Raw genomic sequence first — 26,024 nt, forward strand, 5'->3', positions numbered from 1 at the left:
GTTGATGAGCGCACAAGCGAGCGTTCCGCGGTTCACCGTCATCACACTCGGTGTATCCGAGATGCGGCGGAGCATCGCCTTCTATACGTCGCTCGGCTTCGCCCGAAAATTCCGCGCGACCGGAGAGGCCGTGGCATTCTTCGAGACCGGCGGGACGGTGCTGGCGCTGTACCCGTGGGGCGCGCTCGCCGATGATGCGGGCGTGCCGGACGCACCGCGCCCCCAGGCATTCCGCGGCGTGACGCTGGCATGGAACTGCCGCTCGGAGGCCGAGGTCGATGCGGCGCTCGCGTCGGCGGTGGAGAAAGGCGCGATGCTGCTGAAGCCGGCGCAACGAACCGACTATGGCGGTTACAGCGGCTACTTCTCCGATCCGGACGGTCATGTCTGGGAAGTGGTGATCGCGCCGGGGATTGATGTCGGCAAGGATGATCGAGTGCATCTGCCGGCGTAGTCGGTCGCGGGCAAGGGGCGAATAGCGGGGAATGAGGTCCGTTCGGGGTTGCGCCGCCGCGGGCCGTTTCGCACCATGCCCGCCATGATTCGCGACCAATCGAAAAAGCCGGGCAGGGCGAAGGCGACGAGCGGCGCCGTGGCGAAGAGCGCACCTGCAAAGGCCGCAACCAAGCCTGTTGCCACGAATGCTGCCGGCAGGTCGGCCGCCAAGCTCGGCAAGGGCGTCATCGCGGTGGCGCCGCCGAGCTTCCGGCGGGAGCGAGCGCTGCTCAAGCAGGGCATCTGGCCGGTCGCCGGTTGCGACGAGGCGGGACGGGGGCCGCTGGCCGGTCCGGTGGTCGCCGCGGCCGTGATTCTCGATCCCGCGCGCATCCCGAAAGGCCTCGATGACTCCAAGCGGCTGAGCGCGGAGCAGCGCGAGGCGCTGTTCGACAAGATCTGCAAGACGTCGGCGTTCGCGGTGGCTGTCGCCTCGCCGGCGCGAATCGATCGCGACAACATCCTGCGGGCCTCGCTGTGGGCGCTGTCGCGCGCCGTGAGGGCGTTGCCCGAGGCGCCGAAGCACGTCTTCGTCGACGGCCGCGACCGCATCGACGTCGATTGCGGCTGCGAGGCGGTGATCGGCGGCGATGGCCTGGTGATGTCGATTGCGGCCGCCTCGATCGTCGCCAAGGTCACGCGCGACCGGCTGATGTGCGCGCTGGCGCAGGATTGCCCCGGCTACGGCTTCGAGCAGCACAAGGGGTATGCCGTGCCGGAGCACCTCGCTGCGCTGGACCGGCTCGGACCGTCGGTGCATCATCGCAGCCTGTTCGCACCCGTCGTGGCCGCACGGCGCAAGCACCAGCCGTGGACCGACGTCCCGGAGCCGGATTTGTTTGCCGAGGTGACCGTGGTGACATCCACCGAAATCTCGGTCGGGGTCTGATGCAGGTTGCCTCGCGGTCGCCGCGGTCTTAATAGTTTTGGTCAGCCAGCCAGCACGAAGTGTCACTCCTCGCAGCAGGGGCGGTGTTGTGCGCCCCGATCGTACGGTATCGATTGCGGGCGTCGGACAGCGAGGCTGCTGCGGATGAGCGACGGTCCTGCCGGCCTCCTCGACGTCCTCAGCGATTCAGCCAAGCGATCCAGCCGTTCATGCGTTTCACGTCCCTGGTTGTCGAACTGATCCGCGCAAGGCCGCGGCTGGTCGTCGTCATCGTGGTGCTGTGCCAGGCCCTGATGTGGCTCGGCGTGGCCATGCTGTTCTATCGCAGCCCGCCCGGCCAGCTTGCCACCACCATCGCGTTCGGACGCGAGTACCAGGTCGGCACCGATCTCGGGCCGCCGCTGTCGTTCTGGCTGTCGGACGTCGCCTATCGCCTTGCCGGCAATCATCTGCTCGGCGTCTACGTGCTGGCTGTACTGTGCTCGGCGCTCAGTCTGTGGGTGATGTATCTCCTGGCGGGGGCGATCGTCGGCGGCCAGCAGGCGGTGCTTGCCGTGCTGCTGACCATCACCATCACCGCGTTCGGTGCGCCCACGCTGGAATTCGGTCCGGAGGTGCTGGCGCGTCCGCTCTGGGCGCTGCTGCTGCTCCATAGCTGGCGGATTCTCGGCGAGGGCCGGCGCAACGCCTGGTTTGCCTGGTCGATCGAGGCCGGCCTGCTGCTGCTGACCACGCCGGCCGCCGCCGGCCTGCTGCTGCTGATCGCGGGCTTCGTGGTCTCGACCGCGCAGGGCCGCCGCGTTCTGCGCTCGTTCGATCCGCTGTTCGCGCTGCTGGTGGTGGTGGCGCTGGCGCTGCCTTATCTCATCTTCGTGCTGCGTTCCGACAGTGTAGGCTTACCGGCGCTGCCCGTTCTCGCCGAGCTCTCGGCGCGCGCCTGGCATTGGCTCGCGCTGGCGGGGGAGCTGCTGCTGGCGATCTCGGCCGTGCTGCTGCTGGTGCTGCTCGACGCCGGCTGGATCAATCGCGGCGAGACCGATGCGCCGATCATCTATCGCCGCTCGGTGCCGCCGCTCGCGCGCGACTTCGTCTATTGCTTCGCGATTGCACCGGCGCTGGCCGGCAGTCTGATCGCCGGCCTGTTCGGCCTCTCGACCGTGTTCGGCGGCACTGCCGTGACCCTGACCATGGTCGGCCTTGCCCTGGTGGTCGCGTCGGGTGATCTGATCTATCTGCGGCGGCAGCGGCTGCTGCGCCTGGTCTGGGCGGTTGCGATCGCCGCGCCCGCCATCCTCGCGGCGGGCAGCGCTGTGGTGCTGCCGTTGCTCGGCGACCGCGAGGTCGCGACGGCGATGCCGGCCCGCGACATCTCTCGTTTCTTCGTCGAGAGTTTTGAGCGCCGTACCAACCAGCCGCTGCAGGCGGTCGCCGGCGATCCGCAACTCGCCAGCCTGGTCGCGCTCGGCCGCCGCCGCGCGCATCTGTTCCTCGATGCCACCCCGCAGCGGACGCCCTGGGTTACGCCGGCCAAATTCGCCGAGAGTGGCGGCGTCGTGGTATGGCGCGCCTCCGACACGGTCGGCACCCCACCGCCGGAGATCGCCCAGCGCTTTCCTGGGCTGGTGCCGGAGGTGCCGCGCAGCTTCGACTGGCTGATCAATGGCCGCCAGCCGGTGCTGCGCATCGGCTGGGCCATCGTGCGGCCGAAGGGACCGTAGCGCTTTCCATAAGCCGTCATTGCGCGGAGCGAAGCGACGAAGCAATCCAGAGGCTTGGGCGGGATTCTGGATTGCTTCGCTTCGCTCGCAATGACGCGGAGGGAGTTCGGCTCAGACCGCCATCACCTTCGCGATCGCGCGCAAATCCTGCCATGACAGCCGCTTGTAGGACGGCGAGCGCAACAGATAGGCCGGATGGAAGGTGGCGATCGCGCGGATGGTGCGCTTGCCGGTGTCGTAGTCGCGCCATTTGCCGCGCGTGCGCATGATGCCCTCGGTGGTGCCGAGCAGCGCCTGCGTCGACGGGTTGCCGAGCGTCACCAGCACGTCGGGATCGACCAGCTCGATCTGGCGGCGGATGAACGGCAGGCAGATCTGCGTCTCCTGCGGCGTCGGCGTCCGGTTGCCGGGCGGGCGCCAGGGAATGACGTTGGCGATGTAGACCTTGCTGCGGTCGAGCCCGATCGCGCCGATCATGCGGTCGAGCAGCTTGCCGGAGCGGCCGACGAATGGCAGGCCCTCGATGTCCTCGTCGCGGCCGGGCGCCTCGCCGACCAGCATGATGCGCGCCTGCGGATTGCCGTCGGCGAACACCAGTCGCGACGCCGTCTGCTTCAGTGCGCAACCGTCGAAAGTCTCCAGGAGCTCGCGCAGCGCCTCCAGGGTCGGCGCTGTCAGCGCCGCCTCGCGGGCCGAGGCGACGGCCGCTTCCGGCGGAGGCGGCGGTTCGCCGCGCGGCGCAATGATCGCCGGCGCGGATAGCCGGCCGGCTTGCGGCGCCGCCGCCGGACGGGCGGCAGGAGCGGCAGGGGATGCGGCCTCAGGCTCCACCAGCCGGTTGATCGGCTCGTCGGCCAAGGCGCAATCGACCCCGGCCTCCAGATAGAAGGCGAGCAGTTGGCGGACGTCGGGGAGGGGCTCGGGGGTCATCATGATCGATCGTGGCAACAATGTACGCCGCCTCGGCGCATGGCGGAATGCATTTCGGTGGTTGTCCTGCCCCGAAAAATCGGAAACAAGAGCTTGGAATAACCCAAAAAAGGGACGGAACGCCCTAGTGTTCCGGCGCCAGCGTTCGCTCCCCCTCAGGACCAGCCCATCAGCGAACCGCCGGCGCCTCCAGGAACCCTAGTTAAGTCATTGTTGCTGTTGCAGCTCCGGGTTTGACCTTTGCACGCGCCAGGGGGATGCAAAGGTCAAATCCACTGCACCGGCCGGGCCTGAGATTGAGAGACATGAGCACCGAAGAGTTACCTCCGCGCGAATCCATGGAGTTCGACGTCGTCATCGTCGGCGCCGGCCCGTCGGGCCTGACTGCCGCGATCCGGCTGAAGCAGCTCAATGCCGACCTCAACATCGTCGTGGTCGAGAAGGGCTCCGAGGTCGGCGCGCACATTTTGTCTGGTGCGGTGATCGATCCGGCGGCGCTGGACAAGCTCATCCCCGACTGGCGGTCGGACGAGGATTGCCCGCTGAAGACCCAGGTCAAGGTCGACAAGTTCTTCTGGATGACCGAGAGCAGCGCGATCTCGCTGCCGGGCTTCGCGATGCCGCCCTTGATGGACAACCATCATTGCTACATCGGCTCGCTCGGAAATGTCTGCCGCTGGCTGTCGCGCAAGGCCGAGGCGCTCGGCGTCGAGATCTATCCGGGCTTCGCGGCCACCGAGGTGCTCTATGACGAGCAGGGCGCGGTGCGCGGCATCGCCACCGGCGACATGGGCATCGGCAAGGACGGCAAGCCGAAAGCCTCGTTCACGCGCGGCATGGAGCTGCTCGGCAAGTACACGCTGTTCGCCGAGGGCGCGCGCGGCAGCCTGTCCAAGCAGCTGATTTCGAAGTTCGCATTGGACGCCAAGAGCGAGCCGGCGAAATTCGGCATCGGCCTCAAGGAGGTCTGGCAGATCGATCCGGCCAAGCACCAGAAGGGCCTGATCCAGCACTCGTTCGGCTGGCCGCTCGACATGAAGACCGGCGGCGGCTCGTTCCTGTATCACTACGACGACAACCTGGTCGCGGTCGGCTTCGTCGTCCACCTGAACTACGACGATCCTTATCTGTCGCCGTTCGAGGAATTCCAGCGCTTCAAGACCCATCCCTCAATCCGCGGCGTGTTCGAGGGTGGCAAGCGGCTAGCCTACGGCGCGCGCGCGATCACCGAGGGCGGCTACCAGTCGGTGCCGCGGCTGTCGTTCGCCGGCGGCGCGCTGATCGGCTGCGCCGCGGGCTTCGTCAACGTGCCGCGCATCAAGGGCGTGCACAACGCGATGGGCAGCGCGATGCTCGCGGCCGAGCACGTCAATGCCGCGCTCGCATCCGGCCGCGCCAATGACGAACTGGTCAGTTACGAGAACGCCTGGCGCGGTTCGCCAGTCGGCGAGGATCTGTTCAAGGTCCGCAACGTCAAGCCGCTATGGTCGAAGTTCGGCACGGTGCTCGGCGTCGCGCTCGGCGGCTTCGACATGTGGTGCAACACGCTCGGTTTCTCGTTGTTTGGCACCCAGTCGCACGTCAAGCCCGATCGCGCCACGCTCGATCCCGCCAAGGCGCACAAGCCGAAGCCGGCGATGAAGCCGGACGGTAAGTTGACCTTCGACCGGCTGTCCTCGGTATTCCTGTCGAACACCAATCACGAGGAAGACCAGCCGGTGCATCTGAAGGTCGCCGACATGGCGCTGCAGAAGAGCTCCGAGCACGACGTCTATGCCGGGCCGTCCAACCGCTATTGCCCGGCGGGCGTCTACGAATGGGTCGAGGAGGGCACCAGCCCGCGCTTCGTGATCAACGCGCAGAACTGCGTCCACTGCAAGACCTGCGACGTCAAGGATCCCAACGGCAACATCACCTGGGTTCCTCCGGAAGGCGGCGGTGGGCCGAACTACGAGGCGATGTAGCCTCGTATAACGCACGATTGCGTGAGTCGGCTGCTCCGGGGAGGGCAGCCGGCCACGATACGGCCATACTGGCGCGGTTTGACGCAGGTCACCTTCGCCAAAGGGGCTCCCGGCTGACCCGAATATCCTGCAGATCCTTGCGGTTGGCCGCCAAACGCGGCATTGTCGGCGCCTTGAAGAGCTGCCGATCGGGTTCGTGTCCGTACCGATCCGTCATTTCCAACAACCAGAGCGCACCGTGATGTTGTCAATTCGCAATCGCTGGACCGCAATTGCCGTTTCTGCCTTGCTGATCCCCGGTGCCGTCCTGGCCCAGACGCCGGATCATCCTGCGGACAACGCCGCAAAATTTCCGACCGGCGTCGATCTGAAGTCGCTCACCACGTCGGGCAGCTATCTGGCGGCCCGCCACGCCAGCGTCGAGCGCGACGCGGCCTCGGCGGCGGCGTTCTACCGCTCGGCGCTACGCAGCGACCCGAAGAACAACGAGCTGCTCGACCGCGCCTTCATCTCCTCGGTCGCCGATGGCGATATCGACGAGGCCGTGAAGCTGGCCGAGCGCGTGCTCACGATCGACAAGTCCAACCGCATCGCGCGTCTCGTGGTCGGCGTGCAGGACATCAAGCAGAAGAAATACGCTGCCGCCCAGACCAACATCAACCAGTCGGTGCGCGGGCCGATCACCGATCTCGTCGCCACCTTGCTGTCGGCGTGGGCCGCGGCGGGCGCGGGCGATTCGAAGGCCGCCGTCGCCAATATCGACAAGCTGACCGGTCCCGAATGGTATCCGCTGTTCAAGGATCTTCATGCCGGCATGATCCTGGAGCTGGCCGGCAAGGAGAAGGACGCCGGCACGCGGTTCGAGCGCGCCTACAAGCTCGACGATTCGATGCTGCGCATCACCGAGGCCTATGCGCATTGGCTGTCGCGCAACAAGGATGCGGCGGCGGCGACCGCGATCTATGAAGCCTTCGACAAGAAGCTCGCGCGCCATCCGCTGGTGCAGGAGGGACTGCGCGAGACCAAGGCCGGCAGGAAGCTGCCGCCGCTGGTCGATTCGGCCCAGGCCGGCGCCGCCGAGGCGCTGTACGGCATCGGCGCCACGTTGAGTCGCCGCGGCGGCGAGGATCTGGCGCTGGTCTATCTGCAGCTCGCGCTGCACCTGCAGCCGAATCATCCGCTGGCGCTGCTGTCACTCGCCGATCTCTACGAGACGGTGAAGAAGCCGCAGATGGCGATCAAGGTCTATGAGCGGGTGCCGGCGAGCTCGCCGCTGAAGCGCAATGCGCAGATCCAGCTGGCGACCGATCTCGACAGCGCCGACCGCAGCGACGAGGCGATCAAGATCCTCAAGGACGTGATTGCCCAGGATCCGAAGGACCTGGAGGCGATCATGGCGCTCGGCAACATCGAGCGCGGCCGCAAGAAGTTCGCCGATTGCGCCAAGACCTATTCGCTCGGCGTCGATTCGCTGCCCGCCAACAACGACAAGGCCAACAGCGTCTATTACTATTATCGCGGTATCTGTCTGGAGCGCTCCAAGCAGTGGCCGAAGGCCGAGGCCGACATGCGCAAGGCGCTCGAGCTGCAGCCCGACCAGCCGCACGTGCTGAACTATCTCGGCTATTCGTGGATCGACCAGGGCGTCAATCTCGACGAAGGCATGAAGATGATCAAGCGCGCGGTCGAGCAGCGCCCGGACGACGGCTACATCGTCGATTCGCTCGGTTGGGCCTATTTCCGCATCGGCAACTACGAAGAGGCGGTGAAGAACCTCGAGCGCGCGATCGACCTCAAGCCCGAGGATCCGACCATCAACGACCATCTCGGCGACGCCTATTGGAAGATCGGCCGCAAGCTGGAAGCCAAGTTCCAGTGGGCTCATGCCCGCGACCTGAAGCCCGAGGCCGAGGAGCTGCCGAAGATCGAGGCCAAGATCCAGAACGGCCTGACCGACGATCCGGCGCCGGCCGCGGCGAGCAACGACAGCAAGGACACGCCGTCCGACGCCAAGAAGGACGACGGCAAGGGCGGCTAGGTCGCCCTGATCACGAGGTGAGAGCCATCACGGGCTCCTCGGCTTGCCGGGGAGCCCGGATGATTTTGATGAAGCGTGTGGCGGTGCCGGCCACGTTCGTTTCGGCCGCTGGCCGAGCGCGATACCGGATCCGCCACCGAACATGCTGGGGGCATTGCGCCGATGTTGGCGTCCACGGTCACCGGCGCGCTGCAGGAGCAGGGGCGCGCCAAGGTCAATCTGACCCTGCGGGTCGTCGGCCGCAGGGTCGACGGCTACCATGATCTCGAAAGCGTCGTTGCTTTCGCCGACTGCGCGGACCAGCTTACGCTGGTGCCGGGCCCGGAGCTGAGGCTGACGACAACCGGGCCGCTCGCGGAGGCCTGCGGCGAGACCACGGACAATCTGGTGCTGAAGGCGGCGCGGCTGCTTGCGGAGGCCGTTCCGGGCCTGAAGCTTGGCGCCTTCACGCTGGAGAAGGTGCTGCCGGTCGCCGCCGGCATCGGCGGCGGCTCGGCCGATGCCGCAGCGGCGCTGCGGCTGCTGGCGAAGCTGAATGGCCTGTCGCTGGACGACCCGCGCCTCACTGCGGTCGCCTTGAAGACCGGCGCCGACGTGCCGGTTTGCGTGCCCTCGCACGCCTGCACCATGACCGGCGTCGGCGAGAACCTGCAGCCGCTCGCGCTTCCCGTCCTGCCCTGCGTGATGATCAATCCGCGCGTGCCGGTGGCGACCAAGGACGTGTTCCAGGCGCTCGGCCTCAAGCCGGGCGATCTGCTGGTCGGCGTGACGGATGTTCTCACGGCGCCGTCCTGGCCGAAGGCCGGTGCCACCATCGCCCATTGGGGCGCCGCGCTCGACCAGGTGAAGAACGATCTCGAGCCGCCAGCCTTAAAGGTGCAGCCGATCATCGGCACCGTGCTCGACGCTCTCCGTGCGAGCGCCGGCGTGCTGCTGGCACGCATGTCCGGCTCTGGCGCCACATGCTTTGCGATCTACGGCAGCGAGGTCGACGCGAAGGCCGCCGGCGCAGAGATCGCCGTCGCGCACCCCGAATGGTGGGTGCATGCGGGGACGTTGAGTTAGTCGTAATTACTTACTAGCGGCGAGCGGCTTCCCGATACAGCGCCCTCTTCCCTTGTGGGAGAGGGCATCGCCGGCTCATCCACGTACTGGGTTGGGTGAGGGGCATCTGTCCGCGGACGCCGCGCTTGCTGAGGCATACCCCTCACCCAAGCGAGCTTGTTGCTCTGTCCTGCATGCCCTCTCCCACAAGGGGCGAGGGCGCATTAACGCACACCGCCTGCGCCGGGGCATGACATCACGAAGGGCAGGCCCAGATTCACCAACTAATGCGACCTGGCCAAACAGAACGCCACCACCTGCTCGAGCGCGGTCTTCATCGGTGACGCCGGAAACAGCGCCAGCGCGTCGACGGCCATGGCGCCGTAGTGATGCGCGCGGCTGATCGTGTCCTCCAAGGCGCGATGCTTGTTCATCAGCCCGATCGCATGGTCGAGATCGTGATCGCTGATCTCGCCGCGCTCCAGCGCCTTGATCCAGAAGGCACGCTCGCTGTCGCTGCCGCGGCGGAACGCCAGCACCACCGGCAGCGTGATCTTGCCCTCGCGGAAATCGTCGCCGACATTCTTTCCGAGCTTGGCGGCCTTGCCGCCATAGTCGAGCACGTCGTCGACGAGCTGGAAGGCGATGCCGAGATTCATGCCGAAGGACCGCGAGGCGGTCTGCTCGGCCTTGGGCCGATCGGCGAGCACCGGCCCGACCTCGCAGGCCGCGGCGAACAGCTCGGCGGTCTTGCCGCGGATCACGGCGAGATATTCGTCCTCGGTGGTTGCAGTGTTCTTGGCGGCGGCAAGCTGCATCACCTCGCCCTCGGCAATCGTGGCGGCGGCGGCCGAGAGAATGTCGAGCGCACGCAGCGAGCCGACCTCGACCATCATGCGGAACGCCTGGCCGAGCAGGAAGTCACCGACCAGCACGCTGGCCTCGTTGCCCCACAGCATGCGCGCCGACAATTTGCCGCGGCGCATTTCGCTCTCGTCAACCACGTCGTCATGGAGCAGCGTCGCCGTGTGCATGAACTCGACGGCCGCGGCCAGCTTGACGTGACCGTCGCCGGTGTAGTCTGTGAGATGCGCCATCGCCAGCGTCAGCATCGGCCGCAACCGCTTGCCGCCGGAGGAGATCAGGTGGTTTGCGACCTCCGGGATCATCGTGACGTCCGAGCCGGTGCGCGACAAAATCGTAGCGTTGACCCGTTCCATGTCGGCTGCGACCAGCGCGACCAGCCCATCGATGGAGGCTCCCGATGGACTCTCGAAAGGTACGATAACCGCCACTCTGGTCTCCGATTTTGCTATGCTCGAAACGACAATAGAAACTGCGGCCGCAGGCGGCAAGGGCAGACACGGAACCTTGACCCAAGCCTGGTTGACCGAAGCCCTTCTTGACCCAAGCCCGCATGGAGACATAACGATTGAAGGAATTGGTTCGGACCAATGATATCGTGCTGGTTTCGGCGATCGGGGCGCTGCTCGATGGCGCCGACATCCATCACCTCGTCCTCGATCAGAACATGAGCATCATCGAGGGCTCGCTCGGCATCCTGCCGCGCCGGATCCTCGTGCATGAGGACGACAATCTCCAGGCCCGGCGGCTTCTCACCGACGCCGGGCTGGCGCATGAGCTGCGCCCTGATGAGTGACGCTGTCGACATCTCCGAGGACGCCGTGCTCGGCGGCCAATTGCGGCTGCGGCAGCCCACGACGGGCCATCGCGCCGGCCACGACGCAATCCTGCTGGCGGCGGCGACGGCCGCGCGTTCGGGCGAGCGGGTGGTCGATCTCGGTGCCGGCGTGGGGACGGCCGGGCTGGCCTTGGCCCGGCGCGTGGGCGGTCTCGGCTTGACGCTGGTCGAGCGCGAGCCGGATCTGGCGCGCCTCGCGCGCGACAACGCACGCGCCAATGCCTTGCCCGCGGAGGTCGTGGTGCTGGACGTCGCCGCGGACGCGGCCGCTTTCGCGGCCGCAGGGCTCGGGCCCGACAGTGTCGACGTCGTGCTGATGAATCCGCCGTTCCACGATGCCGCGCGTCACCGTGCCTCGCCCGAGGCCGCGCGCGCGACCGCGCACATGGCAACGGCGACGACGTTGGAGATCTGGACGCATGCCGCGCGGCGGATGCTGAAATCCGGTGGCGTGCTGACCTTGATCTGGCGGGCCGATGGTTTGAGCGGGGTTGTCGCGGCGCTGGCGCGCGGCTTCGGCAGTCTTGCCGTTCAACCGGTTCACGGCCAGGCGGGCAAGCCGGCGATCCGTATCCTGGTCAGGGCCGTTAAGGGAGGGCGGGCGCCGACCCAGCTTCTCGCCGGAGTGGTGCTGAATGAGGCGGCAGGCGTGCCGAATGACGAGGCCGTGCGGGTGCTGTCGGGGCAGGGGGCGCTGGCCTTGAGCACCCCCTGAACGGTTGATCGTGGTCGGGCGTTATTGCGTCTGAGCTTCGGACTGGCGTTCGGTTACCGTCGTGAAACGGATCGCAGTCAATAGAGTACCGATCAGCAGCATCAACAGGTAGACCTTCATGTATTCCTCCGCCGCACTCTGCACCTTGGCTCGCCGTGCGATTGCCCAGGAGATTGCAAGGCTCGTTCCAGCCCTTTGAATGGCAGCGGCGCGATAAAAAGTGGTTAATCCGAGGTAACAGGATGGTGGACAATTTGACACAACCCAGCGATGCAGCCGGGCTCTTCGATCGGCTGAAGGCGCTGCTTCCGGCGCGGCTGCGCGGCGTACCGGTGGTACCGGTCGTCCGCCTGTCCGGCGTGATCGGCGCGGTGACGCCGCTGCGGCCGGGCCTGACGCTTGCGGGCGTCGCCAAGGTGCTGGAGCGCGCCTTCTCCATGCGCAACGCCAAGGCGGTGGCGCTGGTGATCAATTCGCCCGGCGGCTCGCCGGTGCAGTCGCGCCAGATCTACTTGCGCATCCGTCAGCTCGCGGCGGAGAAGAAGCTGCCGGTGCTCGTGTTCGTCGAGGATGTCGCGGCCTCCGGCGGCTACATGATCGCCTGCGCCGGCGACGAGATCTTCTGCGATCCGTCCTCGATCCTCGGTTCGATCGGCGTGGTCGGCGGCTCGTTCGGGCTGCAGGACCTGATCAAGAAGATCGGCATCGAGCGCCGGCTGTATACGGCCGGCGAGCACAAGGCGATGCTCGATCCGTTCCTGCCGGAGAATCCCGACGACGTGGCGCGGCTGAAGAAGATCCAGCGCGAGATCCACGCGCTGTTCATCTCGCTGGTCAAGGAGAGCCGCGCGACCCGGCTGAAGGGCGCCGACGATGTGCTGTTCACCGGCGAGTACTGGGCCGGCGACAGCGCCGTCACGCTGGGGCTGGCGGACGCCATCGGCGACCTGCGCGCGGTGCTGCGCACCCGCTTCGGCGACAAGGTCGCAACGCCTGTCGTGGCGCCGGCGTCCGGCCTGTTGTCAGGTCTGCTCGGCCGCCGCGCCGCGGGCGCCGGCAGCCTGGGATTCGGCTGGACGGGGCTGGCCGAGGAGGTGATCTCCGCGGCCGAAACCCGGGCGATCTGGGCCCGCTTTGGGTTCTAGACTGGGGGCGCGCCATTTCGCCCCTCGCAATCCGGATTGCGGGGGGAACCGGGATCGGCGACAATGGGATTCGGGGTGGCTCTGTTCATGAACGAGGATCGACCAATGCCGCCGTTCGTTGCTTTCGCGGGTATGCTGGGCGGGCTTGCCGTGGTTCGCTGGGCCTACAAGGCTGCGCAGAAGATCAACCGCGAGCTCGAAGAGGCGCGGCTGTCGCGCGTCGCCGAGGCCGCACAGGCCGCCGAGATCAAGACTCTGCGCCGCGATCCCGTCACGGGCGCCTACCGGCCGGGCTGACGCGAGCCGCTGATCTTCGAACGACGGCACGTCGCCGCCGTTCGGAGACCCTATTGCCTTGATTCCTGATGTCCCCGCCGATACGGTCCGCGCGCTTTTCTGACGCCTGCGAAAGACCGATACCGACGATGGACTCGCTGCCTCCGCACATGCGCCCCGAACGTTCGTTCCAGGGCTTCATCCTGGCCCTGCAACGGTTCTGGGCCGAGCAGGGCTGCGTGATCCTGCAGCCCTACGACATGGAGATGGGCGCCGGCACCTTCCACCCGGCGACGACCTTGCGCGCGCTCGGGCCGAAGCCGTGGAATGCCGCCTACGTGCAGCCGTCGCGGCGGCCGAAGGACGGCCGCTACGGCGAGAATCCCAACCGGATGCAGCACTACTACCAGTTCCAGGTGATCATGAAGCCATCGCCGCCGAACCTTCAGGAATTGTACCTGAAGTCGCTCGGCGCCATCGGCATCGACGCCGCCGTGCACGACATCCGCTTCGTCGAGGACGACTGGGAGAGCCCGACGCTCGGCGCCTGGGGTCTCGGCTGGGAGTGCTGGTGCGACGGCATGGAGGTGTCGCAGTTCACCTATTTCCAGCAGGTCGCGGGCTTCGAATGCGCGCCGGTCGCGGGCGAGCTCACCTACGGCCTCGAGCGCCTGGCGATGTACGTGCAGGGCGTCGACCGCGTCTACGACCTCAACTTCAACGGCCGCGACGGCGACGCCAAGGTGACCTATGGCGACGTCTTCCTGCAGGCCGAGCGGGAATATTCCCGGCACAATTTCGAGCATGCCGACACCGACATGCTGTTCGAGCAGTTCAAGATGGCCGAGGGCGCGTGCCGCAAATATCTCGCCGCAGGCTGGCAAGAAAATTCAAAGCTGGGTAACCGCCGGGAGCATCAGATGGCGTTGCCGGCCTACGACCAGTGCATCAAGGCCAGCCACGTCTTCAACCTGCTCGACGCGCGCGGCGTCATCTCGGTCACCGAGCGCCAGAGCTACATCCTGCGCGTCCGCGAGCTCGCCAAGGCCTGCGGCGAGGCCTGGCTGCATACGGAGGCCGGCGGGGCGGGAGTTTGAGTCAATATCGACGCGGGAAGTGACTCTTCACCCTCCCCTGGAGGAGGAGGGTCGGCACGCGATCGAGCGAAGCGAGATGCGTGCCGGGGTGGGGTGATCTCTCGGCTCGGGCACTGTTGATGATGGATAGACTGTCACCCCACCCCGATTGCTCATGCTTGCGCATGAGCAATCGACCCTCCCCCTCCAGGGGAGGGTGGCACTGCGCTGGTGGGTGGAAGATGTGATCACCCTCACTTGGTGGAGGATTGATCGCAGGCGAGCGGAGTGGGGTGAAGGTGCCAGATGGGCAAACGGCCGATCAGCGACTTCAAACGCCGAACCGCGAAACGGCTGCGCGAAAACACGACGGCGGCCGAAGACATTCTGTGGCGTCACCTGCGGCGCCTCGAGATCGAAGGGACCCATTTCAGACGACAGGTCGTCATCGGTCCCTACATTGCAGATTTTGCCTGCCTGGCCCGTCGCCTCATCATCGAGGTGGACGGCTCGCAGCACGGAGAGGATGCGAACATCCAGCGCGACCAGGCCCGGACGCGCTGGCTCAACTCGGAAGGCTATCGCGTTTTGCGATTTTGGAACAACGACGTTATGACCAGGACTGAGGCGGTGCTCGAAGCCATTCACACGGAGATCGCGGTCACCCCACCCCGCCTGCCCTTGGCAGGCGACCCTCCCCCTCCAGGGGAGGGTGGTTCTTCGTGCAGAGAGACTTGAGATATGCCCGATCTTCTCCTCGAACTGTTCTCCGAAGAAATCCCCGCGCGCATGCAGGCCAAGGCGGCCGACGATCTGCGCCGCATGGTGACCGACAAGCTCGTCGCCGAGGGCCTCGTCTATGAGGGGGCCAAGGCGTTCGCGACGCCGCGGCGGCTGGCGCTGACCGTGCACGGCATCCCGGCGCGGCAGGCTGATCTCAAGGAGGAGCGCAAGGGCCCGCGCGTCGGCGGCGCCGATGCCGCGATCCAAGGCTTCCTCAAGGCCACCGGCCTGTCCTCGATCGAGGAGGCCACGATCCAGCGCGATCCGAAGAAGGGCGACTTCTACGTCGCGCTGATCGAGAAGCCCGGCCGCGCCACGCTCGACGTGCTCGCCGAGATGCTGCCGGTGATCGTCAGGACCTTTCCCTGGCCGAAATCGATGCGCTGGGGCAAGCGCTCGGAAAAGCCGGGCGCGCTGAACTGGGTGCGCCCGCTGCACGCGATCACGGCGACCTTCGGCCTGGAAACCGAGGAGCCCGATGTCGTCAGCTTCGCCGTCGACGGTATCGAGGCGGGCCAGACGACATTCGGCCACCGCTTCATGTCGCCGTCGCCGATTTCGGTGCGCCGCTTCGAGGACTATGAGGCCAAGCTGCTCGATGCCAAGGTCGTGCTCGATCCTGACCGGCGCAAGGACACCATCGTTACCGACGCCAAGCAGCTTGCGTTTGCGCAAGGCTATGAGCTGGTCGAGGACCCCGTGCTGCTCGACGAGGTAGCAGGCCTGGTCGAATGGCCGGTCGTGCTGATGGGCTCGTTCGATCCGGACTACCTCAAGGTGCCCGGCGAGGTGATCCGCGCCACCATCCGCAACAACCAGAAATGCTTCGTGGTGCGCGATCCCAAGACGGGCGGGCTGGCGCCGAAATTCATCCTGACCGCCAACATCGAGGCCACTGACGGCGGCAAGACGATCATTGCCGGCAACGAGCGCGTCATCCGCGCGCGGCTGTCGGACGCGAAGTTCTTCTACGAGACGGACCTGAAGACGAAGCTCGAGGACCGGCTGCCGAAGTTCGAGCAGATCGTGTTCCACGAGAAGCTCGGCACCCAGGCAGAGCGCATCGAACGCATCGAGAAGCTCGCCGCCGAGATCGCGCCGCTGGTCGGCGCCGATGCTGCGAAGACTGCGCGCGCCGCCAAGCTCGCCAAGGCCGACCTGCTCACCGAGGTCGTCGGTGAGTTCCCGGAAGTGCAGGGCCTGATGGGCAAGTACTACGCGCTGGCCCAGGGCGAGGATGCGTCCGTCGCGGCGGCGTGCGAGGAGCACTACAAGCCGCAGGGGCCGGGTGATCGCGTGCCGACCGACCCGGTATCGGTGGCCGTGGCGCTCGCCGACAAGCTCGACACCCTGGTCGGGTTCTGGGCGATCAAAGAAAAGCCGACGGGATCGAAGGATCCGTATGCGCTGCGTCGCGCGGCTTTAGGTGTGATCCGGATCATCTTGGAAAATAATCTCCGACTTCACCTCGCTAGTATCTGCGGGCCTTGGTTTTTCCAACTGGCTACGGCAATTCGCGCGCGCGAAGTGGGGAACGAAGTGAAGCAGGTGGAGAGTAGTGAGAAGCCTGGGTTCACTACGTTTGTTGTGCGGGTGGATGCGCAAACGTTTGGTAGACGCAGCGTCCCAGTGGCAGTTGTCGATCTCATCTCATTCTTCGCCGACCGTCTGAAAGTGCAACTTCGTGAGCAAGGCGCCCGGCACGATCTTGTCGATGCCGTTTTCGCGACATCACCTTCCCCTTGGTGGCGGTCGGATGCCGTGAGAAGTGGTGCAGCCAAACTCGATCTCATCGAAGCAGCCGGCAGCCAGGAGGCCCTGGATCGTGAGCCTCCGCCGGAAGAGGAGATGAAGGATGACCTGCTGATGGTCGTGCGCCGCGTCGAGGCGCTCGGAAAATTCCTCGAGACGGACGACGGCAAGAACCTGCTCGCCGGCACCAAGCGCGCGTCCAACATCCTCGCCATCGAGGAGAAGAAGGACAAGCGCAAGTTCGACGGAGCGCCCGATGCCGCGCTCTACAAGCTCGACGAGGAGAAGGCGCTGGCGAAGGCGATCGGCGAGGTCGCTGCGGAAGCGGGTGCAGCCGTCGCCAAGGAGGATTTCGCCGCAGCGATGCGCGCGATGGCGAAGCTGCGGCCGGCGGTCGATGCGTTCTTCGACAAGGTCAAGGTCAATGACGACGACGCCAAGAGCCGCGAAAACCGGCTGAAGCTCCTGAACGAAATCCGCAGCGCCACGCGCGCCGTTGCCGACTTCTCCAAGATCGAGGGCTGAGGATGGATCGTGTGACGCTCGCCGCCTATGATCATGGGGCGGCGGCGTTTGCCGCCGACTGGCACGCGCAGCCGGCACCGGCCGATCTGCACGACATCATCCTCCGCTTCTTCATCGCCGGTGGCCGCACCGCGGACATCGGTTGCGGCAGCGGCCGCGAGGTCGGCTGGCTGAATGCCAACGGGTATCCTGCGGAAGGTTTCGACGCGTCGGAGGGACTGTTGGCTGAAGCGCGCACGCGCTATCCGAACGCGTCGTTCACGCGTGCCGAACTGCCCGCTCTCGCCAACATCGCAGATGCAAGCTTCGACAACGTGCTGTGCGAGACCGTGCTGATGCATCTCGATCGCAGCGACGTGGTGCCGTCGGTGCGGCGGATGCGCGCGATCACGAAGCCCGGTGGCGTCCTGTATCTGAGCTGGCGGGTGACGGAGCAGGCCGATCAGCGTGATGCCCACGGCCGGCTCTATGCGGTGGTCGACATCGCAACCATCCGCGCACTCTTTGAAGCTGATACGAGCCTGCTCGACGAGGATGTGGTCAGCGCCTCCTCGGGCAAGGTCATCCATCGCCTGGTGGTGAAGACGGCTGCCTGAACGTCACCGCGCCCTGGCTCACAGCAGGCGTCGTCGGTCGCCTTGGATCGCGTCGCTTGCGATGACGGCGAAAAAAGTAAGCCCCACCCGGCGGGGGGAACCGGGCAGGGCCTTTTACATCTGGCCGCTTGCGGGGGCGTTGGCGACCAAATGCAGCTCTATAACTACTCAACAACCTGAATGATCCGCCGGGATCGCGGTTCGACCAGAACAGTTTCGCCGTTGACTACGGTGTAACGGTAAGGGGTCGCACCGAAGCGCTGCGGGACGTCGTAATATGTAACACCGGACTCTGGCAGCACGGTGCCAACAACGACGCGATCGGGGATCACATAGTTGGGAACACGCTCGCGGACGACATATTCGCGAAACTCCGGCCGTCGCTCGACCGTGATCACTGGAGCGTCCTCCTCAACCACGACGCTGCGGCCGACGCCCGTGGTGTAGGATTGCGCCTGTGCGGCCGCCGGAATCACGAGTGCGGCCACGAGGGCAGCAAGGGTGAGATGGGTTCGCATGGACGGGACTCCTGAGCTGTTGATCGCTGAGAGAGACCGGCGCGCGCCGGCATCTGCTCCCAATGCCGGCAACAGGTCATCGTTCCGCGCAACGCCATGTGGAACCGGCGGCATTTTTGCGGCAGATCCAGCGGTGGGGGAACCGGAACTCGTGCCGTGCGTCTCCTATTCCGCCACGATGGGCCAGGATAAAGTCCGGCCAAATCGAATCGCCCCAGCCTCGTCCTTCAATCATTCAGAGCTCGTCGATGACCCTGACCGTTGCCCATATCTCGCCGATCATGTCCGTGATCGCCGGCGTCCTGATCCTGATCATGCCGCGCCTCTTGAACCTGATCGTCGCGATCTTCCTCATCCTGAACGGCCTGATCGGCATGGGCCTGCTGAAGTGGCTCCACTTCTAGTCCCAGGTTCTAGTCCCAAGGTCGGGAACCCCCGAGCTTGCGCCGCAGCGCCCAAAGTGGTGTAAGGCGCGCGATTTCTCCTCCCATTTGCGGATCGAAGCACCTCATGGCCAAAGCGGTAGCGAAGTCTAAGAAAGTTACAGCGAAATCAAAGCCTTCCAAGCCCGGCAAGGCCAAGACCGCAGCACTCGCTCCACCGCGCAAGGCGCTCAAGACGGCGTCGAAGCCCGTGGCCAAGGCCCCGGCCAAGGTCGCGCCCAGGTCTGCACCGAAAGCGCCAGTGAAAACCGCTCCGAAGAAGCCGGCCAAAACGGCTGCCAAGCCGGTCGCCAAGGCCGCGAAGGCGTCGGCCGCCAAGGCCCCGGCCAAGAGCGCGGTCACCGCGATCAAGCCGAACAAGTGGGTCTACACCTTCGGTGACGGCAAGGCCGAAGGTAAGGCCGGCCTGCGCGACCTGCTCGGCGGCAAGGGCGCCAATCTGGCCGAGATGGCCAATCTCGGCCTGCCGGTGCCTCCGGGCTTCACCATCCCGACCTCGGTCTGCACCTACTTCTACGCCAACGACAAGACCTACCCGAAGGAGCTGCAGTCGCAGGTCGACAAGGCGCTCGACTACATCGGCAAATTGACCGGCAAGAAATTCGGCGATCCGGAGAACCCGCTGCTGGTCTCGGTGCGCTCCGGCGCCCGCGCCTCGATGCCGGGCATGATGGACACCGTGCTCAATCTCGGCCTCAACGACCAGACGGTGGAAGCGCTGGCACAGCTGTCCGGCGACCGCCGCTTCGCCTTCGACAGCTATCGCCGTTTCATCACGATGTATTCGGATGTCGTGCTCGGCTTCGAGCACCATCATTTCGAGGACATCCTCGACAGCTTCAAGGACACCCAGGGCTATCAGCTCGACACCGACCTCTCCTCCGAGGATTGGGAGATGCTGGTCGGCAAGTACAAGGACGCCGTCGCCCACGAGACCGGCAAGGACTTCCCGCAGGACCCGCACGACCAGCTGTGGGGTGCCATCGGCGCGGTGTTCTCATCCTGGATGAACGCGCGCGCGGTGACCTATCGCAAGCTGCACGACATCCCGGAATCCTGGGGCACCGCCGTCAACGTCCAGGCCATGGTGTTCGGCAACATGGGCGACACCTCGGCCACCGGCGTCGCCTTCACCCGCAATCCCTCGACCGGCGAGAGCAAGCTCTACGGCGAGTTCCTGATCAACGCGCAGGGCGAGGACGTCGTCGCCGGCATCCGCACCCCGCAGGACATCACCGAGGACGCCCGCGTCGAGTCCGGCTCCGACAAGCCGTCGATGGAAGTCGCGATGCCCGACGCGTTCAAGGAGCTGACGCGGATCTACACGCTGCTCGAGAAGCACTACCGTGACATGCAGGACATGGAGTTCACGGTCGAGCGCGGCAAGCTGTGGATGCTGCAGACCCGCAGCGGCAAGCGCACCGCCAAGGCGGCGCTGCGCATCGCGGTCGAACTCGCCAATGAGGGCCTGATTTCGGAGAACGACGCCGTGCTTCGCGTCGACCCGGCCTCGCTCGATCAGCTCCTGCACCCGACCATCGATCCCGCCGCCAAGCGCGACGTGGTCGCGACCGGCCTGCCGGCCTCGCCCGGTGCGGCATCGGGCGAGATCGTGTTCTCCTCGGACGAGGCCACCAAGCTGCAGGCCGACGGTCGCAAGGTCATCCTGGTCCGTATCGAGACTTCGCCGGAGGACATCCACGGCATGCATGCTGCCGAGGGCATCCTGACCACGCGCGGCGGCATGACCTCGCACGCCGCCGTCGTCGCGCGCGGCATGGGCAAGCCCTGCGTCTCCGGCTGCGGCACCATCCGCGTCGACTACGGCCGCGGCACGATGAGCATCGGCGGGCGCACCTTCAAGACCGGCGACGTGATCACCATCGACGGCTCGGTCGGCCAGGTGCTCGCGGGCCGCATGCCGATGATCGAGCCGGAGCTGTCCGGCGAGTTCGGCACCCTGATGGGCTGGGCGGACGCCGTGCGCGAGACCGGCGTGCGCGTCAACGCCGACACGCCGGAGGATGCGCGCACCGCCATCAAGTTCGGCGCCGAGGGCATCGGCCTGTGCCGCACCGAGCACATGTTCTTCGAGGAGACCCGCATCCGCACGGTGCGCGAGATGATTCTCTCCGAGGATGAGCAGGAGCGTCGCGCCGCGCTCGCCAAGCTCTTGCCGATGCAGCGCGCCGACTTCGTCGAGCTGTTCGAGATCATGAAGGGGCTTCCCGTCACGATCCGTCTGCTCGATCCGCCGCTGCACGAGTTCCTGCCGCACACCCAGGCCGAGGTCGAGGAAGTCGCCCGCGCGATGAACACCGATCCGCGCCGCCTGGCCGATCGCGCTCGCGAGCTGTCGGAGTTCAACCCGATGCTCGGCTTCCGCGGCTGCCGTCTGGCGATCGCCTATCCGGAGATCGCCGAGATGCAGGCGCGCGCGATCTTCGAGGCCGCGGTCGAGGCCGAGAAGCGCACCGGCGAGGCCGTCGGCCTCGAGGTGATGGTGCCGCTGATCGCGACCAAGGCCGAGTTCGACCTGGTCAAGGCGCGCATCGACGCGATGGCGCAGGCCGTGATCCGCGAGACCGGCGCCAAGCTGGAGTATCAGGTCGGCACCATGATCGAGCTGCCGCGCGCAGCTCTGATGGCCGGCCAGATCGCCGAGGCCGCCGAGTTCTTCTCGTTCGGCACCAACGACCTGACGCAGACGACCTACGGCATCAGCCGCGACGACGCCGGCAGCTTCCTCGGCGCCTACGTCGCCAAGGGCATCCTCGAGATCGATCCGTTCATCTCGATCGACCGCGAGGGCGTCGGCGAGCTGGTCAAGATCGGCGTCGAGCGCGGCCGCGCCACGCGACCCAACCTCAAGGTCGGCATCTGCGGCGAGCATGGCGGCGATCCCGCCTCGGTCGCGTTCTGCCACAAGGTCGGCATGAACTACGTGTCGTGCTCGCCCTACCGCGTGCCGATCGCCCGCCTGGCCGCTGCGCAGTCCGCGCTCGGCAAGGAGATCGCGAGCCAGGCCTGATCCTGCTGCGATCGATCTGATCTGACGAAGGCCGGCACATGTTGCCGGCCTTTTTCATTGGTGAGGGTTCGTCGCGATGCTGCGCGCACGTGACGCAAGGTGCACTTCTTCTCCACCACTGCCGCCATGCCGGGGGCGCTCCGGAATGACGAGTGGAGAGAGCGAACGTCGCAGGCCGATGGAACACTCCGCCTCATGATGTGCAGATGATTTTCATTCACCGCATCTGTTGACTGAATGTTCACCCGTTCTCGTCGGTGCGCTGTTTACCAAGCATCTCGATCGCTCGGCGCTCTGCAACTTCCCCGCTTGCCTGTTTCACAATTGCAACGCGGATTAACTCCTCGGCAACCTAAACCCGATACGAAGAGAGAAGATCGAATTGCACGGAAGCACTGTTGTTCGGTCGATCCAGTAAGCGTTGCGTTGAGCGTATCGATGTTAGTTCTGCGTCCCGATCCGAAGGGCGCGCGATTTGCGTCCTTCGGACTCGGTCTCTGCGTCTTCGCTCTGATGCCGACAGAGACCGGGTATCAAGACATCGCCTCTCTGCTCGCCCGCCAGCCGGGCGTCGCCGAACGCTGGCAGAAGCGTGTGTTCTCGGCTGCGGCCTCCATTCAGCTCGCCACCTATAGTTTCGGTCGTCCGATCGGAACCTCGGCGCCGCAGGCGGTGAGCATCCGCCTCGCAAGCCTCGATGGGCGCGATCTCGACATCACCGGATCGACGCCGCGCAATCCGGCGCTGCAGGTTCCGCCGCGCTATCAGGCCTCCGATTTTCCCAAGGTCGATCGCACGCTGAAGGGCGATCGTCTCGTCGTGCGTCCCCCGACGCCGTCGGCGCAGCCGACCGAATCGGCCGCGCCCGTCGAGCCCGCGCCCTCCGAGCCCGCACCCACGCCATCGACACAACCGGATTCGAATTCCTCGGTGTTCGGCGCCAAGACGACGGAAGCGCCGGCGCAGGAGCCGCTCCCGCAGCGTTCTGCACTCGATCCCGAATTGCAGGAGGCGCTGAGCGCGCCGCCGCTTGTGCAGTACGACGCGGCGAAGTCCGAGATCCAGCCATCGGGCGAACTGAAGCCTGCAGCCGATCAAATCCGGGTGGACGGCGCCGTCAGCTATGACGGCCTCACCATCAAGACGTCCAACCTCTATTTCGGCACGTCGTCGCTGGGCGGTGCTGCCGGCACCATGGAGACATGGCTGCCGGGCGAGGCGCCACTGATCGTGATGCCGGATCCGGACCTCAAGCCGATGGCGGTGCTGTCACATCCGGCCGACGATGCTGCCAAGGCCGGCGATGGCGGCGAGAGCATCGCGCCGAAGGGCGAGGTCAATGCCGACAATCAGCGCGACAGGACTCCGGCCGAACGGTTGGGGCTCACGGACGAGAAGGCGCGCTTCAAGTCCGAGAAGTGTCTTGCCGAAGCAGTCTATTTCGAATCCCGCGGCGAGGCGGTGCGCGGCCAGATGGCCGTGGCGCAGGTCGTGCTGAACCGAGCGTTCTCCGGCTATTATCCGACGACGGTGTGCGGCGTCGTCTACCAGAACAAATACCGCCACTTCGCCTGCCAGTTCACCTTCGCCTGCGACAACAATCCGGATGTGATCCGCGAGCCCGATATGTGGGATCGCGCCAGGAAGATCGCGAAGGCCATGCTGGACGGGCTGATCTGGCTGCCGGAGGTGGGCAAGTCGACCCACTATCATGCCTATTGGGTGCGGCCGTCCTGGGTCGCCGAGATGAAGCGCATGTACAAGTTCGGCGTTCACACCTTCTACCGGCCGAAGAAATGGGGCGACGGCAGCGACGCGCCGAGCTGGGGCACGCCGCAGCAGACCGCGGCCATTTCGGCCGAGCTCACCGAGGCCGCCAAGAGCGAGGCCGAGAGCAATCCGAACTGGACGCGGCGCTAATCATCTAGCGACGCGTCGCATTCCACTCGAGAAAGCGGCGATACAACTCGGTCTGGCGCGCCTGGTCCGGCGGCGTTGCGGCCGTCGGCTTTGCCGTGACAGGAATGCGCGGGGACGGTGCGGCGGCCGCGACCGGCTTCGACGGTCTAACGGTGGCCGTAGTGGCCGCCGGAATCCGTGTCGTCCCATCGAGCCATTCCTGCGCGGCCCGGAACCTGGTCCAGCCGGCGACCGGCGCGCGCGGCGCCATCTCCTGCCATTTCGGATGGAAGGGAGGCCGCTGCAGCTGCGACATGCGTGAGAACAGCGACTCGACCAGCAGCGACAGCCGGCGATCGCGGTCGCTTCCCGGCTGCCAATTATACGACGCCAGGATTGCCTCTGCTGCGATCGTTTCCACCGACTCGGAATTGGAGATCAGGTTGGGGTAGTCGTCCGCGGTGAGCTTGGATGGAAGGTAATCCTCGCGCAAGGTCTTGTCGTAGCCGACCGGGACGAGATGCAGATTGGCATCCGTGATCTGGCTGAGCCAGGGCACCGGCTTGCCGTCGACCGCAATCATCGCGTCGATCTCCCCCTTGCGCAACATTTCGAGCGCGATGCGCGGCTCGATATAGAGCAGATGCGGCTTGATCGCGAGCCGCTCGAACACGTTGATCGCGGTCACGAAGGTGCTGCCGTCCGGCAGGTCGACCGCAACGGTCTTGCCGTCGAGCTCCCGCATGGTGCGGATCGATCGCGGCGCCAGAACATGCATTTCCTCGTTGAACATCTTGGTGACGTAGACGAGCTGATTGCGGATGTTGCTCGCGAAGTCCTTGCGTTCGAGATAGGACAGCGTGTCCTTGCGCACGATTCCCACGTCGACGCCCTTGAGCATGAGGATGTCGGCCACCGCCTGAACCGAGCCGCTGCCGAGGACCGGCATGACCCGCAGGTTGATGCCGTCATTGAGGACCGAGGCGACGTCGGCGCCCATCTGGGAATAGGTGCTGCCATACGAGCCCGTCATCAGGCTCACCGTATTGGCGTTGAGCTGGCTCGCGAGATCGCGCTTGGCCGAGGCATAGCGGAAGATCGCCTTGAAGGAATCGCTGACCGCACCCGGGTCGATTCCGCTGCGCACAGGCCCGAACCGTTCCCAATGGCCATTGACGAAACGCTTCATCTGCATCTGCTCGATCGGCGCGTGGTCGCTGGCGCTGGTATTGGCGACGATCCCGGGAATCAACATGGGAATTGGCGTCCCCTTCAAGGAACGCGCCTGCCTCATGATGTTGTCGCGGGAGAAGTCGTCGCCGCAATTGCGCAGGACCGCAACCATCAGGTTGGCAAGCGCGTAGCCCACGATTCCCAAGCTGTTGTTCTTGCTGATTGCAGGCGCGTAGCGATCCATGAACGCGGACCACTCGGCGAAGCCGGGATCGCCGCCCTGCACACCGCCCTCGTACAGGATGGTGGCGGAAAGCAGTCCTTCCGCGTTCTGCAGGCCTGCAGGCTGCAGCACGGTGGCAACCGAATCCGAAACCGTGGGGATGATGTGCTCGGGTCTCCAGCCGAGCTCGGCGAGGCGGCGGATCGTGAGCACCGTGAATTTCGGGGTGCTGACGTCGACCAGGATGTTGGCTCCGGCGGTCTTCAGCTTCGCGATCTGCTGATTGATGTCGGCATCGGTGACCGCGTAAGCCGCTTCCGCGACGATCGGCAGCTTGCCGCCGAGCCCGTCCTTCAAACCCTTCAGATAGTCCTTGCCGAACTCGTCGTCTTGATAAAGCACACCGATGCGCGCGCCACCGGCATGTTGCTCGAGCAGATATTGCGCGTGAATATGAGCTTCAATCTGGTAGCTGGGTTGCGCTCCCATGGTCCAAGGATAGTCGCGAGGCTGATCCCAGATCGAGGCGCCGGAGCCGACGAACAATTGCGGTATCCTGTTCGCGTTGAGATAAGGCCGCACCGCCGCGCTGGTCGCTGTTCCAACGCTCGCAAAGATGACGTCGACCTTGTCTTCCTCCACCAGCCGTCGTGTCAGCTCCACCGTCTTCTGCGGATTATAGCCGTCGTCATAGGAGATGTAGGTGATCTTGCGGCCCCTGATCCCGCCCTCGTCATTCACCTTCTGGAAATAGGCGGAGATGACCTTGCTCACGCTGCCGTAGGCGGCCGCCGGCCCGCTGTAGGGCGTGGTATTGCCGATCCGGATCTCGCCCTCGGCAGCACGCGCCAGGCCTGGCACGGCGGCAAGCACGAGGAGCAACGCCACGGTCGGAGAACCCGGCGCGCCAAGCAGCCGAGGACCACGGGGCGCTGACGACAAGGCCGGTTGCAACAGACGATCAAACATTCCCATCATGGACCTCATCACGCAACACAACACTTTGCGGGGACGCGCGTCGCCCGCACGACACCATCGACCAGGATCCGGCGGTCCGCGCCTCGCCGCAATTCCTGCGCAGCGACCGGC

The 26,024-nt window shown here is 65.8% G+C and carries 21 protein-coding genes; 17 read left to right on the forward strand and 4 right to left on the reverse strand.

What is annotated here, in order from left to right:
• Window positions 1–4 precede the first annotated feature (4 nt).
• The 3 genes from QW887_RS09015 to QW887_RS09025 all read left to right on the forward strand — a co-directional run bounded on the left by QW887_RS09015 (window position 5) and on the right by QW887_RS09025 (window position 3,102).
• Window positions 5–454 (forward strand): VOC family protein, encoded by a 450-nt coding sequence (locus tag QW887_RS09015; protein WP_316167472.1) that lies wholly within the window; start codon window positions 5–7, stop codon window positions 452–454.
• Between the two features lie 75 nt (window positions 455–529).
• The gene (locus QW887_RS09020) at window positions 530–1,384 is read left to right on the forward strand and encodes a ribonuclease HII (protein ID WP_315826968.1); all 855 of its coding nucleotides are present in this window, start codon (window positions 530–532) and stop codon (window positions 1,382–1,384) included.
• 209 nt (window positions 1,385–1,593) lie between these two features.
• The gene (locus tag QW887_RS09025; protein WP_316194387.1) at window positions 1,594–3,102 is read left to right on the forward strand and encodes a glycosyltransferase family 39 protein; all 1,509 of its coding nucleotides are present in this window, start codon (window positions 1,594–1,596) and stop codon (window positions 3,100–3,102) included.
• Between the two features lie 111 nt (window positions 3,103–3,213).
• Here QW887_RS09025 and QW887_RS09030 read toward each other — a convergent pair whose 3' ends face one another.
• Entirely contained in the window at window positions 3,214–4,032 is an 819-nt protein-coding gene (locus QW887_RS09030) for a uracil-DNA glycosylase (RefSeq protein WP_316167476.1), read from the reverse strand.
• Window positions 4,033–4,337: 305 nt separating this feature from the next.
• On the opposite strand from QW887_RS09030, the gene QW887_RS09035 reads away from it, so the two are divergent.
• The 3 genes from QW887_RS09035 (at window position 4,338) to QW887_RS09045 (ending at window position 9,099) form a co-directional block, all read left to right on the forward strand.
• A complete protein-coding gene (locus QW887_RS09035) occupies window positions 4,338–5,996 on the forward strand; it encodes an electron transfer flavoprotein-ubiquinone oxidoreductase (RefSeq protein ID WP_315717246.1) in 1,659 nt (552 codons plus the stop codon).
• A 241-nt stretch (window positions 5,997–6,237) separates the two neighbouring features.
• Window positions 6,238–8,034 (forward strand): tetratricopeptide repeat protein, encoded by a 1,797-nt coding sequence (locus tag QW887_RS09040; protein ID WP_315717245.1) that lies wholly within the window; start codon window positions 6,238–6,240, stop codon window positions 8,032–8,034.
• A gap of 162 nt (window positions 8,035–8,196) precedes the next feature.
• Complete coding sequence (locus QW887_RS09045; protein ID WP_315717244.1) at window positions 8,197–9,099, forward strand: 4-(cytidine 5'-diphospho)-2-C-methyl-D-erythritol kinase; 903 nt, start codon at window positions 8,197–8,199, stop codon at window positions 9,097–9,099.
• A 263-nt stretch (window positions 9,100–9,362) separates the two neighbouring features.
• Here the strand turns inward: QW887_RS09045 and QW887_RS09050 are convergent, their stop codons facing one another.
• Window positions 9,363–10,373 (reverse strand): polyprenyl synthetase family protein, encoded by a 1,011-nt coding sequence (locus tag QW887_RS09050; RefSeq protein ID WP_315717243.1) that lies wholly within the window; start codon window positions 10,371–10,373, stop codon window positions 9,363–9,365.
• A gap of 137 nt (window positions 10,374–10,510) precedes the next feature.
• On the opposite strand from QW887_RS09050, the gene QW887_RS09055 reads away from it, so the two are divergent.
• From QW887_RS09055 to QW887_RS09090, 8 genes are all read left to right on the forward strand, one after another.
• On the forward strand, window positions 10,511–10,738 hold the full coding sequence (locus QW887_RS09055; RefSeq protein WP_006613556.1) for a DUF2007 domain-containing protein: 228 nt from the start codon (window positions 10,511–10,513) through the stop codon (window positions 10,736–10,738).
• Window positions 10,731–11,495: a tRNA1(Val) (adenine(37)-N6)-methyltransferase gene (locus QW887_RS09060; protein ID WP_315717240.1), complete on the forward strand. Its 765-nt coding sequence runs from the start codon at window positions 10,731–10,733 to the stop codon at window positions 11,493–11,495. Before QW887_RS09055 ends, QW887_RS09060 begins: the two co-directional genes overlap by 8 nt.
• Window positions 11,496–11,737: 242 nt before the next feature.
• Window positions 11,738–12,640, forward strand: a complete 903-nt coding sequence (locus QW887_RS09065) for a S49 family peptidase (RefSeq protein WP_315717239.1) — start codon at window positions 11,738–11,740, stop codon at window positions 12,638–12,640.
• 105 nt (window positions 12,641–12,745) lie between these two features.
• Window positions 12,746–12,937, forward strand: coding sequence for a hypothetical protein (locus QW887_RS09070; RefSeq protein ID WP_315717238.1), 192 nt, complete (start codon window positions 12,746–12,748; stop codon window positions 12,935–12,937).
• A 128-nt stretch (window positions 12,938–13,065) separates the two neighbouring features.
• Window positions 13,066–14,013, forward strand: coding sequence for a glycine--tRNA ligase subunit alpha (locus QW887_RS09075; RefSeq protein WP_315750428.1), 948 nt, complete (start codon window positions 13,066–13,068; stop codon window positions 14,011–14,013).
• Window positions 14,014–14,298: 285 nt separating this feature from the next.
• Window positions 14,299–14,730 carry an endonuclease domain-containing protein gene (locus QW887_RS09080; RefSeq protein ID WP_316194388.1) on the forward strand — a complete coding sequence of 144 codons (432 nt, stop codon included), beginning with the start codon at window positions 14,299–14,301 and terminating at the stop codon, window positions 14,728–14,730.
• A 3-nt stretch (window positions 14,731–14,733) separates the two neighbouring features.
• Complete coding sequence (glyS, locus tag QW887_RS09085) at window positions 14,734–17,052, forward strand: glycine--tRNA ligase subunit beta (protein ID WP_316194389.1); 2,319 nt, start codon at window positions 14,734–14,736, stop codon at window positions 17,050–17,052.
• 2 nt (window positions 17,053–17,054) lie between these two features.
• Window positions 17,055–17,648: a class I SAM-dependent methyltransferase gene (locus tag QW887_RS09090; protein WP_315826961.1), complete on the forward strand. Its 594-nt coding sequence runs from the start codon at window positions 17,055–17,057 to the stop codon at window positions 17,646–17,648.
• 164 nt (window positions 17,649–17,812) lie between these two features.
• Here the strand turns inward: QW887_RS09090 and QW887_RS09095 are convergent, their stop codons facing one another.
• Window positions 17,813–18,166 carry a DUF1236 domain-containing protein gene (locus QW887_RS09095; RefSeq protein ID WP_315717233.1) on the reverse strand — a complete coding sequence of 118 codons (354 nt, stop codon included), beginning with the start codon at window positions 18,164–18,166 and terminating at the stop codon, window positions 17,813–17,815.
• Window positions 18,167–18,414: 248 nt separating this feature from the next.
• On the opposite strand from QW887_RS09095, the gene QW887_RS09100 reads away from it, so the two are divergent.
• The 3 genes from QW887_RS09100 (at window position 18,415) to QW887_RS09110 (ending at window position 23,560) form a co-directional block, all read left to right on the forward strand.
• Window positions 18,415–18,570 (forward strand): DUF3096 domain-containing protein, encoded by a 156-nt coding sequence (locus tag QW887_RS09100; RefSeq protein WP_012042558.1) that lies wholly within the window; start codon window positions 18,415–18,417, stop codon window positions 18,568–18,570.
• Between the two features lie 106 nt (window positions 18,571–18,676).
• A complete protein-coding gene (gene ppdK, locus QW887_RS09105; RefSeq protein WP_315826960.1) occupies window positions 18,677–21,640 on the forward strand; it encodes a pyruvate, phosphate dikinase in 2,964 nt (987 codons plus the stop codon).
• A 438-nt stretch (window positions 21,641–22,078) separates the two neighbouring features.
• Window positions 22,079–23,560, forward strand: coding sequence for a cell wall hydrolase (locus tag QW887_RS09110; protein ID WP_315717230.1), 1,482 nt, complete (start codon window positions 22,079–22,081; stop codon window positions 23,558–23,560).
• Between the two features lie 4 nt (window positions 23,561–23,564).
• Here the strand turns inward: QW887_RS09110 and QW887_RS09115 are convergent, their stop codons facing one another.
• On the reverse strand, window positions 23,565–25,910 hold the full coding sequence (locus QW887_RS09115; RefSeq protein WP_316175997.1) for an ABC transporter substrate-binding protein: 2,346 nt from the start codon (window positions 25,908–25,910) through the stop codon (window positions 23,565–23,567).
• Window positions 25,911–26,024: the final 114 nt, after the last annotated feature.

The sequence above is a fragment of the Bradyrhizobium sp. SZCCHNRI3052 genome (genome assembly GCF_032484895.1).
In the GTDB taxonomy this organism is placed as follows: Bacteria; Pseudomonadota; Alphaproteobacteria; order Rhizobiales; family Xanthobacteraceae; genus Bradyrhizobium.